We start from the raw sequence: 13,101 nt of genomic DNA, 5'->3' as shown, positions 1-13,101 counted from the left end.
GCCGAACGGAATTTCAGGTCTCGAGTGAGCGAGCCGTCGCTCGGCGGGACTCAATCCACATCGGCGTCCGACGACGGCCGGTACCGCCGGCTCACGGCCTTCCAGCGGCCGCGTCGGAACAGCCAGTAATTGATCCCGCCCGGAACGGCCGTCTCGAGCAGCAAGGCGAGATAGAGCCCGCCGACGCCGAGCGGCGTGATCAGGCCGAGCGCGGCCGCCGGGACAGCGAACACGTACCGACCGACCAGCGAGGCCACGAACGGCAGGCGCGTGTCACCGGCACCGAGCAACGCACCCGCAGCGGTGCCGTCGATTCCGAACCCGATCGAACTGATCGCACCGACGACGACGAACGTAGCGGCCCACGCGAGTTCGTCGGCGCCCGAGACGAACAGGCTCGCGATGGGCTCCGCGAAGACGATGACCAGCGCGGCCAGTCCGACGTAACAGACGATAGAGAGCCGGATAATTGCCGCGCCGTAGGCTCCCGCCTCGTCCTCGTCGTCCGCCCCCAACTGCTGGCCCACGAGCGAACTCGAGGCCAGCGAGAGCCCCCAGTTGACGCTGTTGATCAGGCTTCGCACGCGGCGACCGACCTCGAGTGCGGTGACGATAACCGGCCCGAAAGCGGCCGCGATCCACAGCAGCGGGAAGACGGCGATCCCCTGTGCGAGCCGGCGACCGATCTCCGGCGTCGAAATCTCGATCACCTGTCGAAGGAGCGCCGGCTCGATCCACGGCCCCGTTCGAGTCACCGGAACCGGGCTGGGTTCCATGCCGAGGGCGCCGTAGGACCGGCCCACCATCCCCCACCCGAGGACGAGCGTCACGAACCCCGTCGAGAGCGTGGTGCCGATCGCCGCTCCGGCGACGCCGAGGTCGAACCCAAAGATGAAGAGCGCGCTCAAGACGATGTTGAGCACCGCGCCGCCCGCGCGGGCGACCATCTCGGTGAACGTGTCACCGACGCCCGTGTAGGTCCGGCTGGCGATCAGGTTGAGCAGTTCGAACAGGACCGCAGGCGCGACGAAGACGAGGTAGGTGGTGCCGTGCTCGAGCGACGCCGATCCGGCGCCGAACAAGCCGATCAGCGGCTCGGCGAACAGGAAAAAGACGCCCACGATCGGCACCGCGATCGCGGTCGCGAGCAGGATACTCTGTGTCACGACGAGCGAGGCGCGTTCGGTCTCCTCGCCGCCGTAGTTCTGCGAGACGAGGCTGACGGTCCCGCCCGCAAGCCCGAGTCCCAGCATCGTCACGATTTCCCAGTACGCGAGCGCAAACGCCAGTCCCGCAGTTCCCGCCGTCCCGACGGCGATACCGACCATCGCGAGGTCGGCCGTCTGCTTTGACATGATCGCGAAGCCGGTCACGATTCGGGGCCACGCCAGGTTCGCCGTCGGACGGAACCGCTCGGCGTCGATAATCCCGAGGCGCTCGAGCGATCTCGCGAGCCACTCGACTGCCGCCTGCCGGCGCGTCATCGCTTGGTCGTTTCCGGAGGCGCGTCTTCGGTCTGTCGACTGCGCTCGAGTGCAGATCGGGGTTCCTTACAGCCAAATTGGCGGATTTGTGATCCTATCCGGGCGTGACGGTCGGACTCGCCACCACCTACAGAGAAAGCAGGGGAGAGCCCACGACTGCAGTCGTGAGAGGAGGTCAACGAAGCCGCGAGAGCATCGCCTTGAGGTGGGTCGGAGAAAGGAGGGACGTCGGCCGATCCATGTGGACGCCGATTTCGCCCGAGAGCGCACCGAGGCCCACGTGCTGGACGGGCTCCGGGAACGAGTACGCCCGTCGGAGGTACCGGCCCAGTTCCTGCTCGCGGGCCAGGTCCTCGCGCCAGGCGCGTTCGTAGGCGGCGAGCGTCGTCGGACGGTCGGGATCGATCTCTCGAGCGGCGTGATCGGCGGAGGTCATCCCGTACAGGATGCCGCCGCCGGTAAACGGCTTGGTCTGGGCGGCCGCGTCGCCGATGAGGAACGCCCGGCGACCGGTCACGCGATCCGGTGGATCGATCGGGATGGCCCCCGAACAGCGATGGGAGACGTCGATCTCGTAGCCGTCGATCAGTTCCCGGAAGTGCTTGTTCACCTGGACGCCCGGCGGTGCCGCGAGCCCGTACTCGACGCCCGCCTCGCCGCGGGGGATACGCCACGCGAAGAACGTCGGCGCGGTGAGGTGGACGTCGACGAAGTCCTCGTGATCGTCCTCGTCGGAGAATGCCAACACGCCGTGCAAGAGTTCGCCGGGCTGGGGGAGCGACAGTTCGTCTCGAACCCGCGAGCGCGCGCCGTCACAGCCGGCCAGCATCTTCGCCTCGTGCTTGACGGTGCCGTCGGGACCGCTGGCGACGATCTCGACGCGGTCGTGGTGTTCGGTGACGCCCGTAACGGTGTGTTCCTCGCGGACGTCTGCGCCCGCCTCGCGCGCGAGATCCGCGAGGTGGCGATCCAGTCCCACCCGATCGATGACGTTCGACGCGACTTCGTCCTTGTAGAACGGGTAGGGTTCGCTGTGTGGCCCGCCGACGTGAAATCGCGCGCCATACACTTCGTTCTGGAACAGTTCTTCGCGCGCGCCCTTGCCGGTAAATTCCCAGATATCAGTACTCACGTGGCCCGAACAGGCAAGCGGCGTCCCCACCGTTCCTTGCTCGAGTGCGAGCACGTCATACCCCTGTTCGGCGGCCCGTCGCGAGAAGCGGGCCCCCGCCGGACCGACGCCCACGACGACGAAATCGTACATATCTATTACGTTCACGGGGAAGAGTAAATAGTTTCTCGAGCGGGCGCTCCGCTCCGTCGTGTCCCGGCCCGGCTCCGAACACGGATGCGACCAGGACCACGGCTACGGCAACGGCACCGACCGCCACGGAAGACGGCCTCGAGTTAGCCGGTACCGGACCAAAATTGGTGTCTCCGTGAACAGGTATCGTTTTATGAATTGCCTGAGCCCGAGAGAATGTGAACGCGACACCAGTAGCGTTCGTGGCCGCCCGGCGGCCGCACAGGAACCACTTGGCGCTGACATCCTCCGTTCTGCATCGGCTGATTCGCCGATGATCGACGGTGTTTCGACCGGCGCGCTGGTCGTCTTCGGACTCATCGGCGTCGCCCTCGTGTTGTTCGTTACCGAAGCGATCCCGAACGACGTGACGGCGATCGGAATCATCGTCTCGCTGGCGGCGCTCGAGCCGGTGACCGGCGTCGGCCATCAGGCGGCGATTTCGGGCTTTGCGAGCACCGCCACGATCACGATCGTCGCCATGTACATGCTCAGTTCGGCGATCCAGAAGACCGGCGTGGTCCAGCGACTCGGGGTGTCCCTCGCCAGGTTCACGAACGGAAGCGAAAAGCGGGCGCTGGCGGCGACGATCTGTACGACCGGCCCGCTCGCGGGATTCATCAACAACACGCCCGTCGTGGCGATCTTCATCCCGATGATCTCCGAACTCGCCGAGAAGACGGGGATATCGCCGTCGAAGCTGCTCTTGCCGCTGTCGTACGCCGCGATCCTCGGCGGCACGCTCACCCTCATCGGCACGTCGACGAACCTCCTCGCCAGCGAGTTTGCCGTCGAACTCCTCGGTCGCCAGCCGCTCGGCATGTTCGAGTTCTCGCTGCTCGGCTTCCTCGTCCTCCTCGTCGGGCTCGCGTACCTCGCGACCGTCGGCCGGTGGTTGACCCCGGCGCGGATCCCGGTCGACGCCGACCTCGTCGAGGAGTTCGACCTGGAGGACCATCTCACGGCGGTCCGCGTTCGCGAGGATTCGACGCCGGTCGGGCTCACGGTCGGCGAACTCGAGGCGCGCACGGACGCGAACGTGCGCGTCTTACAGCTTCGCCGGGATGGCGAAGAGCGACGCGAACAGCGGGTGCTCGAGTACGACGGAGAGCGTAGTGAGGGCGGTGACGGTGGCAATATCGACCTCGGCGGCACGAGCCTCGACTCGTGTGACGACGCGATGGGCGAGCAACAGCGCAGTCGCGATGACGACTCTCGAGTCGCGACGAGCGGAGAGGCGGTTGCCACCGCAGCTGGGGCCACGAGCGACGCGCCCGTCGGAGAAACGGAACCGGTTGCTACCGCCGGCGAAACCTTCGTCGCCGTCGGCTCCGATCAGCGCATCCGCGCCGGTGACGTGCTCACGGTTCACGGCTCCCTGCAGGCGGTCAACCGGTTCGTCGGGAACCAGGACCTGCAGCAGCTCGTCCGAAAGCGGGTGACCGAGGAGACCTTCGACGAGGCGTCCAGCGAGGACGTCCTCGCCAAGGCCGTCGTCCCCGCCGACTCGGGGTTCGTCGACGAAACGCTCGCCGAGACCAATCTCCGCACGTTCTACGGGACGACGGTGCTGGCGATCCGCCGCGAGGGCGAACTGCTCCGGACCGAACTCGGCGACGTCCGACTCGCCGCCGGCGACGTCCTCCTGCTCCAGACCGATCCCGACGCGATCGAACACTTCACCAAGTCCACCGACTTGCTCTTCGTCGACGAAGACGCCTTCGACCGGCTGGCGGACACCGACCTCGAGGAGCTCGCCCCGCTGTCGTCGAAAACGCCGCTCACGATCGGGATCATGGCCGGCGTCATCGGCGCGGCCGCGTTGAACGTCGCTCCGATCGTGATAACCGCCTTCGCCGGCGTGTTCCTGATGGTCGTCACCGGCTGTCTGTCGATCACCGACGCCTACGACGCCGTCTCCTGGAACATCATCTTCCTGCTGGCGGGCGTGATCCCGCTCGGTATCGCCCTCGAGGCCACCGGCGGCTCCCAGATTATCGCGTCCGGGCTGGTCGCGACCGCGGACGTCCTCCCGTTGCTTCTCGTCCTACTGCTGTTTTACGTCGTGACCGGGCTGCTCGCGAACGTCATCACGCCCGTCGCGACGGTGGTGTTGATGATTCCCGTCGCCGTCGACGCCGCGACGAGTCTGGGCGCGTCGACGTTTTCGTTCCTGCTCGCGGTGATGTTCGCCTCCGCGACGTCGTTCATGACGCCGGTCGGCTACCAGACGAACCTGATGGTGTACGGCCCCGGCGGCTACGAGTTCGCCGACTTCCTGCGGGTCGGCGGCCCGCTTCAGTTCCTGCTTGCGGTCGTGACGACGGTCGGAATCGCCCTCATCTGGGGGCTCTGACCGAAGGTCGTTCGCTCCGACGATCCCGCGGCTTCGGGAGTTAGCTCACCGAATCATCGTCAGCAGCATCTTGAACCGCGACGGCGCCTCGACCGCGTGTGGGACGTTCGCCGGAAAGACGATGCCCTCACCCGCCTCGAGGTCGTACGTCTCGTCTTCGATCCGCACCCGGCCCGTCCCGTCGAGCACCTGCAGCGTCGCCTCGTGTGGCGCGCTGTGCTCGCTGATCGTCTGTCCGTCGTCCAGAGCGAAGACGGTCAGCGTCGCCGCCTCCTCGTCGACCAACGTTCTGCTGACGATCGAACCGGTCTGGTAGTCGATCAGGTCCGCGAATTCGAAGACCTCGCCCGCGAGTTCCGCGAGTTGATCACTGGTAGATCCCATACGCTCACTTCGAACCTCACGGAGTTAGTCGATCCGACGCACATATTCGGGGAGACGTCCTCCCGTAGGGGCCGCCGGCGGATTCCGACCGCGCGCGGGATCACTTTCAAATACGTTCCCCGAAACGTCGATAGTATGAGTGATGTGTTGACAGCCGACAAAGCCACGCTGATCGATCTGAGCATCGGCCTCGAGGACGACTCACCGAGCGAGCCGATGCCGCCGTCGATCGACTCGTTCGGACACGAAGCCGGTGCCCAGCGCCTGGCGGAGACCCTGCGGGCGCTCGGCCACGACGTCGAGGCGAACGACTTCCCCGACGGGATGGGGCTGGCCTGGGAAGACCTCGAGGTGATCCCCCACGCGGGAACTCACATCGACGCGCCGTGGCACTACGGCCCGACGGTCGACGGCGACCCGGCGAAGACGATCGACGAGATCCCCCTCGAGTGGTGTCGCGGGAACGCGGTCGTACTCGACTTTCGCTGGATGGAACCCGGCGAAGAGATCTCGGTAACCGATCTCGAGGACGCGCTCGACGACCTGAATCACGACCTCGCGCCCGGCGAAATCGTCCTGATTCAGACGGGAGCCGACGAGCTGTGGGGCAGCCCCGAGTACCTTACCGAGTTCCCCGGAATGAGCGCCGACGGAACGAAATTCCTCGTCGAGCAGGGCGTGAAGGTGATCGGGACGGACGCCTACGGCTTCGATAAACCGTTCACGACAATGGGCGAACGCTACGTCGAGAGCGAGGACGAGGACGAACTGTGGCCGGCCCACTTCGCCGGCCGCGAGGTCGAGTACTGCCAGATCGAGAAGATGGCAAACCTCGACGCGCTACCGAGAAAGACGGCTATCCCGATCGTCGCCTTCCCGATCACAATCGAGGGCGGAAGCGCGGGCTGGGTCCGCCCAGTCGCGTTTATCGAAGCTGACGACGGAGGGTCAGCCGCATGAAACTCGCCACCTTCGAAGTCGAGACTCCAGTGGGTCCTGTCGAACGCATCGGTGCCGTCGCCGAAGCGACCGAGAGCGAGGACGCGTCGGCCGGAGAAGCGACCCTCGTCGATCTCACCGCCGCCTACGGCGCTGCACTCGAGGCCGAGGGCGAACCGGCGCCCGCTGATTTGGCCCACGCGCACGTCCCGCCGGAGATGATCGCCTTCTTAGAGCGCGGCGAGCGAGCGATCGACGATGCGCGGGAGGCGCTCGAGTACGCCGCCGAGACCGACGCCGAGCGCGGCCCCGGCGGCGCGAAACTCCGGTACGAACCCGGCGAGTACGAGCTACTCGCACCGCTTCCTCGCCCCAACTCGCTCCGGGATTTCATGGCTATCGAAGAACACGTTCAGAACAGTATGGACGGGGAAATCGCGGACGTCTGGTACGATCTGCCGGTCTATTACAAGGGCAACGCCGACAGCGTCGTCGCACCCGGAACGACCGTCCAGTGGCCCGACTACTCACAGATCATGGATTACGAACTCGAGATCGCGGCCGTGATCGGCAGACGGGGCCGCGATATCGCCGCTGAAGACGCCAAGGACTACATCGCCGGCTACACCGTCTTCAACGATTTCAGCGCTCGAGACATCCAGGGCCGAGAGATGGAGGGGCGACTCGGCCCGGCCAAGGGCAAGGACTTCGCGAACGGTCTCGGGCCGTATTTCGTTCCGAGCGACGATATCGACGTGCTCGAGGCTCCCATGACGGCCCGAATCGACGGCGAGGTCTGGTCGGAGGGCACCGTCGACGAGATGTACCACTCCTTTTCCGAGATCATCGAACACGTCTCCCAGTCCGAGACGCTGCATCCGGGCGACGTCATCGGCAGCGGGACCGTCGGCGAGGGCTGCGGGTTAGAACTGGGCACGTGGCTCGAGGACGGGTCGACCGTCGAACTCGAGATTGAGGGGATCGGCACGCTCGAGCACACGGTCGTCGGGTAACGGATCGAATCAGAAGTGCAGTCCGTTCACGTGCGTTCGGGCCGCCACCGCCTTTACTCGTCTCCCTTCCGAAACACCAGGCAGTAGGAGTGATCGTAGCCGTATCCGAAACGGCCGTCTCTCTCGTCGGGGCTGCAGCCGCCTTCCCACGTGATGACGACCTCGCCCTCGAAGTGGAAGACGTTCGAGACGCGCGCCGCGACGTCCCACGCCAGCGGCGTTACTCGTCCCTCGTGTTTGATGTTCGCGATGTCGACGACGACGGTGGCTCCGGGGGTGAGTACGGCGGCGAGATTGCCGAACGCCGTTTCGATATCCGCGAGATACTCCTCGTAACTGCTCGAACCCGAATAGTTTCGGAACGGGTTCCGGTCGTCCGTCCGTTCCATGAACGGCGGCGAGGTGAAACAGCAGTCACAGGCCGGGAACCACGATGAGTCGAGTTCGAGCACGTCTCCCCGTCGAACGTGGTCCGGCGTCGCGATCCGATCACGGATGTGTGAAACGCGCTCGGCTTCGTACTCGAGTCCGTAGGGAGTCCGTCCTATCCGTTCGGCGACGGTGAGCGTCGTTCCGTATCCGGCGAAGATATCGATGACCGTGTCACCGGCGTCGGAATACGCCGACAGGAACTGTTCGACGAGTGCGTTCGGGGTTCGAACCTCGGTGGTGTGGCCCACCGGTAACTCGCTGCTGTGAGCGTATTCGACGGAACGGTACGTATCCATATACGAGCGTTTTATCACACAAATCTAACAACTTTTGGTTCGAGTGCCAGCGTCTTCTTGTTCTGCACACTCTCGAACACCGTCTCGTTGGCGACCTCGAGCATACGGTCCTCGAATAGTGACTGGAGTCCGCCCTGCTCACTCGTATCCAATTTCGGCCGAGAGTTCGATGTTGCTCGGCACGAACGTGCCGGTCGCCCGGGCCAGTTGCGTCCCATCGTCGTCCTCGAGGACCGACTCCGCGATGTATTAGGTCGGGTGTTCGTACACCACGTTGCCGACCGCGGTCATCGTCCCGTCGGAGATGGGACGTCGTTCATCGGCGGTCGAGGCGGATACCCCGACCCTTGAGGTCGGGGAGGAAGCCGACACTTGGGAAACTAACCACGCATCACAGAACGGCTAACTCCCCCACGCTGTTAAACACTAAGTATTAAATATTTCTGTCCCTTCTAATGAAGTATGGCAGAGGTGGTCAGGAACATCCAAGTCAAACTCAACATCGCCGAGTCACGACACTCGGACGTTGACCAGACCTTCGAGGAGTTCCGCCAAGCTGCCCAACACGTCGCAGACCACGGGTGGAGCGGCGACCCTGACCACCTCGTCAAAGCCAAAAACAAACTTCACGAAGCCACGTACACCGAAGTCCGCGAACAAACCACCCTCCAAGCCAGTCTCGTCCAATCCGCCAGAAACCTCGCCGCGACCGCTCTCGGAAACTGTAAGGACTTGCTCGACGACGACAAAAACACGAGCAAGCCAGAGTTCCGAGGCACTGTCATCGTGTACAACGGACGCACAATCACGTACAACGACGGCCACGTGACGCTCGCCACCACAGGCGACCGCGTGACAGCCGAGTACGTCCTCCCACACGACGACGAAGGCACGCCGTTCGAGGACTACTGGGACGAAGCTGAATGGGAAAAGAAAGAGGCCACGCTCCACAAGCGTGACGGAGAATACTACCTCCACGTCGCAGTCGAGAAAGAAGTTGAACCTATTTCTAGCGATGAGAAGACCGAGAACGGAGTGGTTCTCGGCGTTGACCTCAACGTGGACGGATACCTCGCCGTCACCAGTACAGGAGCGTTCCTCGGCAACACGGACGAACTCAACCACAAGCGCGACCAGTACGAACGCCGCCGAGGAAACCTGCAACGAATAGGCACTCGCTCGGCACACCTCACCATCCAGTCAATCGGCGATAGGTTTGCCGAGTGGAGCCGTCACCGCCTGCACGACGTATCGAACGACATCATCACAGAAGCTGTTGAGAACGACTGTACGCATATCGCGTTCGAGCGGTTGACGTGGATTTGGACGCGCATCTCGAACGCTTCGAAGTTCCAGCAGTGGGCGTTCCGCGAGATTCAGCGACAGGTCGAGTACAAGGCCGAAGAACACGGCATCGAAGTCGAAACCGTTGCGCCCCAATACACGTCACAGCGGTGCAGTCACAGCGAGTGTGGATTCACCCACGAGAATAACCGTGATGGTGACGAGTTCGAGTGTTTGAAGTGTGGGAAAGTCTTGCACGCGGATTACAACGCTGCACGGAATGTGGCGTGGCGTCTTGTCCAGAACTGGCTCAAGTCTGGTTCTGGACGGGCTACCAGTCAACTAGCCCTAAAGTCAGGAACCGTGAACGCGAACGGCGATTTCAATGCCTCCGCCTAAGTGCGGCAGAGCGGGAGTTCACTGACAAGCCCCGACCCCCGAGGTCGGGGTCGTTGACGGTAGTGATGCTCTGTGCTCGGCAAAAACGTCGCCGGCCAGTCCCGTTCCATTCGATACGCTCGAGTGACGAACGTTATTCGTCTCCGTTCGCGCTCTCGAGCAACTCCCAGAACCGCTCCGTGTCGCCCTCGAAGCGCTCGAGCAACGCGCGCATCTCCGCCCGGTGGTCGTCCGTGACCGTCACGTGAACCATCCCCTCGTCGGGTTGGCCGTAGACTACGCTCGCCCCTTCGGGCGCGGCGACGATCGCCGGCAGCGCGATCAGATCCTCTTCGCCCTCGACGAGGATCGTCGTCGGCTCTTCGCGCGCGATCCCCTCGAGGAGCGCCTCGATCACTTCGGCCGAAATTTCGGCGGGCGGGTTGACGGCCTCGAGGTGGGTCGATTCCGTCACCGTCTCGCGGATCTCCTCGTCGACCGTCTGTCGCTTGGTTCGTTCGTCGACGACTGCGACGTCCGGCGGATGGCCCGCCCGTAAGAAGTGGTAGGTGACGACGTCACCGACGGCGATCAGCGGCCCGTCGACGGTCTTGAGTAAGACGTTTGCGTCGGTCTCGATCGGTCCCATCGGCTCCTTGAGTTCGTGGCGGAGATCGTCGGGCAAAACCAGTAGCTGCTCGTCGGCACCGGTCGAGTCGGGCGTTGCCGTATCGTCGTCCCGAGCCACGACTACCGGACTTTCAGCGCGTACGCGCCGGGTTCGGTTACCTGCATCTCCGAGGCGATTTCGCTGTCCTCGGGGTGGGCGATAACGACGTAGCCGGCCCAGTCCTCGGTCAGCGACGAGGAGTTACAGGCGTCGCAGGTCTCGTTGTCCGGATCGTTGACCCGGTGACACTCTCGACAGACGAGGCGATCCGAGGCCATGGTTATTCACCCGCCGCCGCTTCCTGCTTTTCGTGTTCTTCCTCGAGCCAGCCGTGTTTCCCGAGGCCGGGCTGTTTCGCCGTCAGACCGATCTTCGAGTCGCGCGGATTCCGTTCATCGATACTCTTCGTGACGATTCGCGCGCGGACGGCGTCGTCGACGCCCAGCGTGCGGTTGGACTCGTTCGAGGCGAGTTGCTGGTTCTCGCCGTCGAAGGCGAGATACTCGTCGCTGATCTGTGAGACGTGGAGCAGGCCGTCGACGGGGCCGATGCCGACGAAGGCACCGAACTCGACGACTTCGACGACGGTGCCGTCGACGACTTCCTGCATCTGCGGATCGAACGTGACGGCGTCGAAGTCGGCCTCGTAGTAGACGCCCGGTCGGTTCGGCAGGACCGTCCCCTCACCGATGTCGTGGACGTCGGTGACCGAGACGATACTGCCGACCTCCTCGTCCATGCGGCCTTCGAGTTTGTCCTGCAGCAGTCGCTTCACGAGGTCCGGCGAGACGTCGCCGAGCTCCTCCGGCGGTACTTCTACGGTGTCTTTCAGTCTGACCCGTTTGTACATCTATGGTTGAGTGATCGCTAACTTGTTTCTCCCGCGTAATGCAATTACCGGTACACGCTCCTCGAGTACACGGTCACACAGCGGGCGATCGTTCGTGACGACGTAGTCGACGTTCCCCTCGCGGGCGAGTTCGACAAGCGCGTCGTCGGCGTATGAAGCCTCCGTATCGACGATGAGACAGCGTTCGGTCGCGAGGTCGTGGCCGACGTTTGCGGCCGTTCCCTCGTTACCGCCCTTTTCGGAGAGCCGTCGGAGTTCTTCGACGACGGCCTGTGGGGCCGTCGGCTCGTAGGCTCCGACCACCCGATCGAGTTCGTCGAACAGCCGAACGTCGAGTTCGACCGGCATCATGAGGGCGCTCGTATCGAGGGCCACCTGCGTCGACGTGCTCATTCGTCTTCGTCGTCCTCGTCGCTATTCCTTGAGCGTTCCCAGTCCGATCAGCCGCCAGCGAGCACCGATGCGGCGGTTGATCGCGATCTTTGCGCCCGGCTCGGCGGCGACTGGCCGCTTGAGATTGACCTCGCACTCGCCCTCGCGAGCGCTGGTCACGGCTCCGACGGTCGTCGCCGTGCCGACGGTCATCATCAGCGGTTCGCCGGTGCTGATCTCGTCGACCGTCTCGCCGCTTTCGGCGCCGACGACGCGCTCGAGCAGGTCGACGTCCATCGTGAACTCCTCCCACGTCGGCGGCAGCGATCCCGGTGGGCCGGCCAGCCGACCCGCGAGGGCGTCTCCCTTGGTCAGTGCGGGATCGAGCCCGGTCCCGACGCCGAGCAGACCGCCCGGCGTGACCGTCTCTGCGGACTTCCCGCCCGCCTGCAGCGAACGGATCGACGTCTGGATCGGCACGTACTCCGTTTGACCGCCCTCTTCGACTTCGCGGCCGGGTCGGATCTCGAGGTCGTCGCCGACCTCGAGTTCGCCCTGGACGAGACTACCGCCGAGGACGCCGCCGGCGAGGTCCGTGGCCGTAGTCCCCGGTTTGTTGATGTCGAAACTGCGGGCGACGTGCATCCGCGGATCGGCCTCGGGGTCGCGGTCGGGTGTGGGGATCTCTTCTTCGATTGCCTGGATCAGCAGGTCGAGGTTGACCTCCTGGCCGGCCGAAACCGGGACGACGGGGGCGTCTTCGGCGACGGTCCCCTCGACGAACTCCTGGATCTCCTCGTAGTTCTCCCGGGCCTGATCGCCGCTGACGAGGTCGACCTTGTTCTGGGCGATGACGATGTTGTCGATGCCGATAATGTCGAGCGCCATCAGGTGCTCTTCGGTCTGGGGCTGTGGGACGGGTTCGTTGGCGCTGACCACCAACACCGCGCCGTCCATCAGCGACGCACCAGAGAGCATCGTGGCCATCAGGGTCTCGTGACCCGGGGCATCGACGAACGACACGGTCCGCAGCGGCTCGCTTTCCGAGCCGTCCGGACACTCCTCCTCGACGGTGTAACACTCGGGTTCGTCCGCTCCGTCGCAGTAGCGAAACGTCGCGTCCGCGTAGCCAAGACGGATGGAGATACCGCGTTTCATCTCCTCTGAGTGCTGGTCAGTCCACGATCCGCTGAGGGCCTGGACCAGTGTCGTCTTGCCGTGATCGACGTGACCGACGAGCCCGATGTTCACCTCCGGTTGTTGATTTCCTGCCATAAGACGGTGAGTAATCTTAGATAGCCCTATCCCCGTGCGCTTGATAAACCTACTGTTCTGCTCTC

Annotated in this window: 13 protein-coding genes; 4 read left to right on the top strand and 9 right to left on the bottom strand. The window is 64.2% G+C overall.

Annotation, left to right across the window (positions count from 1 at the left end):
* Window positions 1–50 precede the first annotated feature (50 nt).
* Both GS429_RS04505 and GS429_RS04500 read right to left on the bottom strand, forming a co-directional pair.
* Window positions 51–1,484: an MATE family efflux transporter gene (locus GS429_RS04505; protein ID WP_160063139.1), complete on the bottom strand. Its 1,434-nt coding sequence runs from the start codon at window positions 1,482–1,484 to the stop codon at window positions 51–53.
* Between the two features lie 175 nt (window positions 1,485–1,659).
* A complete protein-coding gene (locus GS429_RS04500; RefSeq protein ID WP_160063137.1) occupies window positions 1,660–2,748 on the bottom strand; it encodes a geranylgeranyl reductase family protein in 1,089 nt (362 codons plus the stop codon).
* A 313-nt stretch (window positions 2,749–3,061) separates the two neighbouring features.
* Between GS429_RS04500 and GS429_RS04495 the strand changes: the two genes are divergently transcribed.
* A complete protein-coding gene (locus GS429_RS04495) occupies window positions 3,062–5,143 on the top strand; it encodes an SLC13 family permease (protein WP_160063135.1) in 2,082 nt (693 codons plus the stop codon).
* Window positions 5,144–5,188: 45 nt separating this feature from the next.
* Here GS429_RS04495 and GS429_RS04490 read toward each other — a convergent pair whose 3' ends face one another.
* Window positions 5,189–5,527 carry a cupin domain-containing protein gene (locus GS429_RS04490; RefSeq protein WP_160063133.1) on the bottom strand — a complete coding sequence of 113 codons (339 nt, stop codon included), beginning with the start codon at window positions 5,525–5,527 and terminating at the stop codon, window positions 5,189–5,191.
* 135 nt (window positions 5,528–5,662) lie between these two features.
* On the opposite strand from GS429_RS04490, the gene GS429_RS04485 reads away from it, so the two are divergent.
* Complete coding sequence (locus GS429_RS04485) at window positions 5,663–6,487, top strand: cyclase family protein (RefSeq protein WP_160063131.1); 825 nt, start codon at window positions 5,663–5,665, stop codon at window positions 6,485–6,487.
* The gene (locus GS429_RS04480; RefSeq protein WP_160063129.1) at window positions 6,484–7,479 is read left to right on the top strand and encodes a fumarylacetoacetate hydrolase family protein; all 996 of its coding nucleotides are present in this window, start codon (window positions 6,484–6,486) and stop codon (window positions 7,477–7,479) included. Before GS429_RS04485 ends, GS429_RS04480 begins: the two co-directional genes overlap by 4 nt.
* A 53-nt stretch (window positions 7,480–7,532) precedes the next feature.
* On the opposite strand, the gene GS429_RS04475 is transcribed toward GS429_RS04480, so the two are convergent.
* Window positions 7,533–8,207 (bottom strand): DNA methyltransferase, encoded by a 675-nt coding sequence (locus GS429_RS04475; RefSeq protein WP_160063127.1) that lies wholly within the window; start codon window positions 8,205–8,207, stop codon window positions 7,533–7,535.
* 462 nt (window positions 8,208–8,669) lie between these two features.
* Here GS429_RS04475 and GS429_RS04470 point away from each other — a divergent pair, with 462 nt between their 5' ends.
* Window positions 8,670–9,890 carry an RNA-guided endonuclease InsQ/TnpB family protein gene (locus GS429_RS04470; RefSeq protein ID WP_160063125.1) on the top strand — a complete coding sequence of 407 codons (1,221 nt, stop codon included), beginning with the start codon at window positions 8,670–8,672 and terminating at the stop codon, window positions 9,888–9,890.
* Between the two features lie 133 nt (window positions 9,891–10,023).
* Here the strand turns inward: GS429_RS04470 and GS429_RS04465 are convergent, their stop codons facing one another.
* Genes GS429_RS04465 through GS429_RS04445 form a run of 5 tightly spaced genes read right to left on the bottom strand, consistent with a single transcriptional unit; the run spans window position 10,024 to window position 13,036 of the window.
* Window positions 10,024–10,617, bottom strand: coding sequence for a GTP-dependent dephospho-CoA kinase family protein (locus GS429_RS04465; protein ID WP_328821239.1), 594 nt, complete (start codon window positions 10,615–10,617; stop codon window positions 10,024–10,026).
* A 2-nt stretch (window positions 10,618–10,619) separates the two neighbouring features.
* A complete protein-coding gene (spt4, locus tag GS429_RS04460) occupies window positions 10,620–10,817 on the bottom strand; it encodes a transcription elongation factor subunit Spt4 (protein WP_090505944.1) in 198 nt (65 codons plus the stop codon).
* 2 nt (window positions 10,818–10,819) lie between these two features.
* The gene (locus GS429_RS04455) at window positions 10,820–11,389 is read right to left on the bottom strand and encodes a DNA-directed RNA polymerase (RefSeq protein WP_160063123.1); all 570 of its coding nucleotides are present in this window, start codon (window positions 11,387–11,389) and stop codon (window positions 10,820–10,822) included.
* Entirely contained in the window at window positions 11,390–11,782 is a 393-nt protein-coding gene (locus tag GS429_RS04450; RefSeq protein ID WP_160063121.1) for a type II toxin-antitoxin system VapC family toxin, read from the bottom strand.
* A gap of 21 nt (window positions 11,783–11,803) precedes the next feature.
* Window positions 11,804–13,036, bottom strand: coding sequence for a translation initiation factor IF-2 subunit gamma (locus GS429_RS04445; protein ID WP_160063119.1), 1,233 nt, complete (start codon window positions 13,034–13,036; stop codon window positions 11,804–11,806).
* Window positions 13,037–13,101: the final 65 nt, after the last annotated feature.

The sequence above is a fragment of the Natronorubrum halalkaliphilum genome, assembly GCF_009834785.1.
GTDB classification, from domain to species: domain Archaea; phylum Halobacteriota; class Halobacteria; order Halobacteriales; family Natrialbaceae; genus Natronorubrum; species Natronorubrum halalkaliphilum.
The sequence above is the reverse complement of the archived record's forward strand: the minus strand, read 5'-3'. Positions and strand labels throughout refer to the sequence as shown.

Excerpts from the sequence above, each read along its gene's own strand:
- GS429_RS04505 (WP_160063139.1), bottom strand. The coding sequence starts at position 1,484 with ATGACGCGCCGGCAGGCGGCAGTCGAGTGGCTCGCGAGATCGCTCGAG.
- GS429_RS04500 (WP_160063137.1), bottom strand. The coding sequence starts at position 2,748 with ATGTACGATTTCGTCGTCGTGGGCGTCGGTCCGGCGGGGGCCCGCTTC.
- GS429_RS04495 (WP_160063135.1), top strand. The coding sequence starts at position 3,062 with ATGATCGACGGTGTTTCGACCGGCGCGCTGGTCGTCTTCGGACTCATC.
- GS429_RS04490 (WP_160063133.1), bottom strand. The coding sequence starts at position 5,527 with ATGGGATCTACCAGTGATCAACTCGCGGAACTCGCGGGCGAGGTCTTC.
- GS429_RS04485 (WP_160063131.1), top strand. The coding sequence starts at position 5,663 with ATGAGTGATGTGTTGACAGCCGACAAAGCCACGCTGATCGATCTGAGC.
- GS429_RS04480 (WP_160063129.1), top strand. The coding sequence starts at position 6,484 with ATGAAACTCGCCACCTTCGAAGTCGAGACTCCAGTGGGTCCTGTCGAA.
- GS429_RS04475 (WP_160063127.1), bottom strand. The coding sequence starts at position 8,207 with ATGGATACGTACCGTTCCGTCGAATACGCTCACAGCAGCGAGTTACCG.
- GS429_RS04470 (WP_160063125.1), top strand. The coding sequence starts at position 8,670 with ATGGCAGAGGTGGTCAGGAACATCCAAGTCAAACTCAACATCGCCGAG.
- spt4 (WP_090505944.1), bottom strand. The coding sequence starts at position 10,817 with ATGGCCTCGGATCGCCTCGTCTGTCGAGAGTGTCACCGGGTCAACGAT.
- GS429_RS04455 (WP_160063123.1), bottom strand. The coding sequence starts at position 11,389 with ATGTACAAACGGGTCAGACTGAAAGACACCGTAGAAGTACCGCCGGAG.
- GS429_RS04450 (WP_160063121.1), bottom strand. The coding sequence starts at position 11,782 with ATGAGCACGTCGACGCAGGTGGCCCTCGATACGAGCGCCCTCATGATG.
- GS429_RS04445 (WP_160063119.1), bottom strand. The coding sequence starts at position 13,036 with ATGGCAGGAAATCAACAACCGGAGGTGAACATCGGGCTCGTCGGTCAC.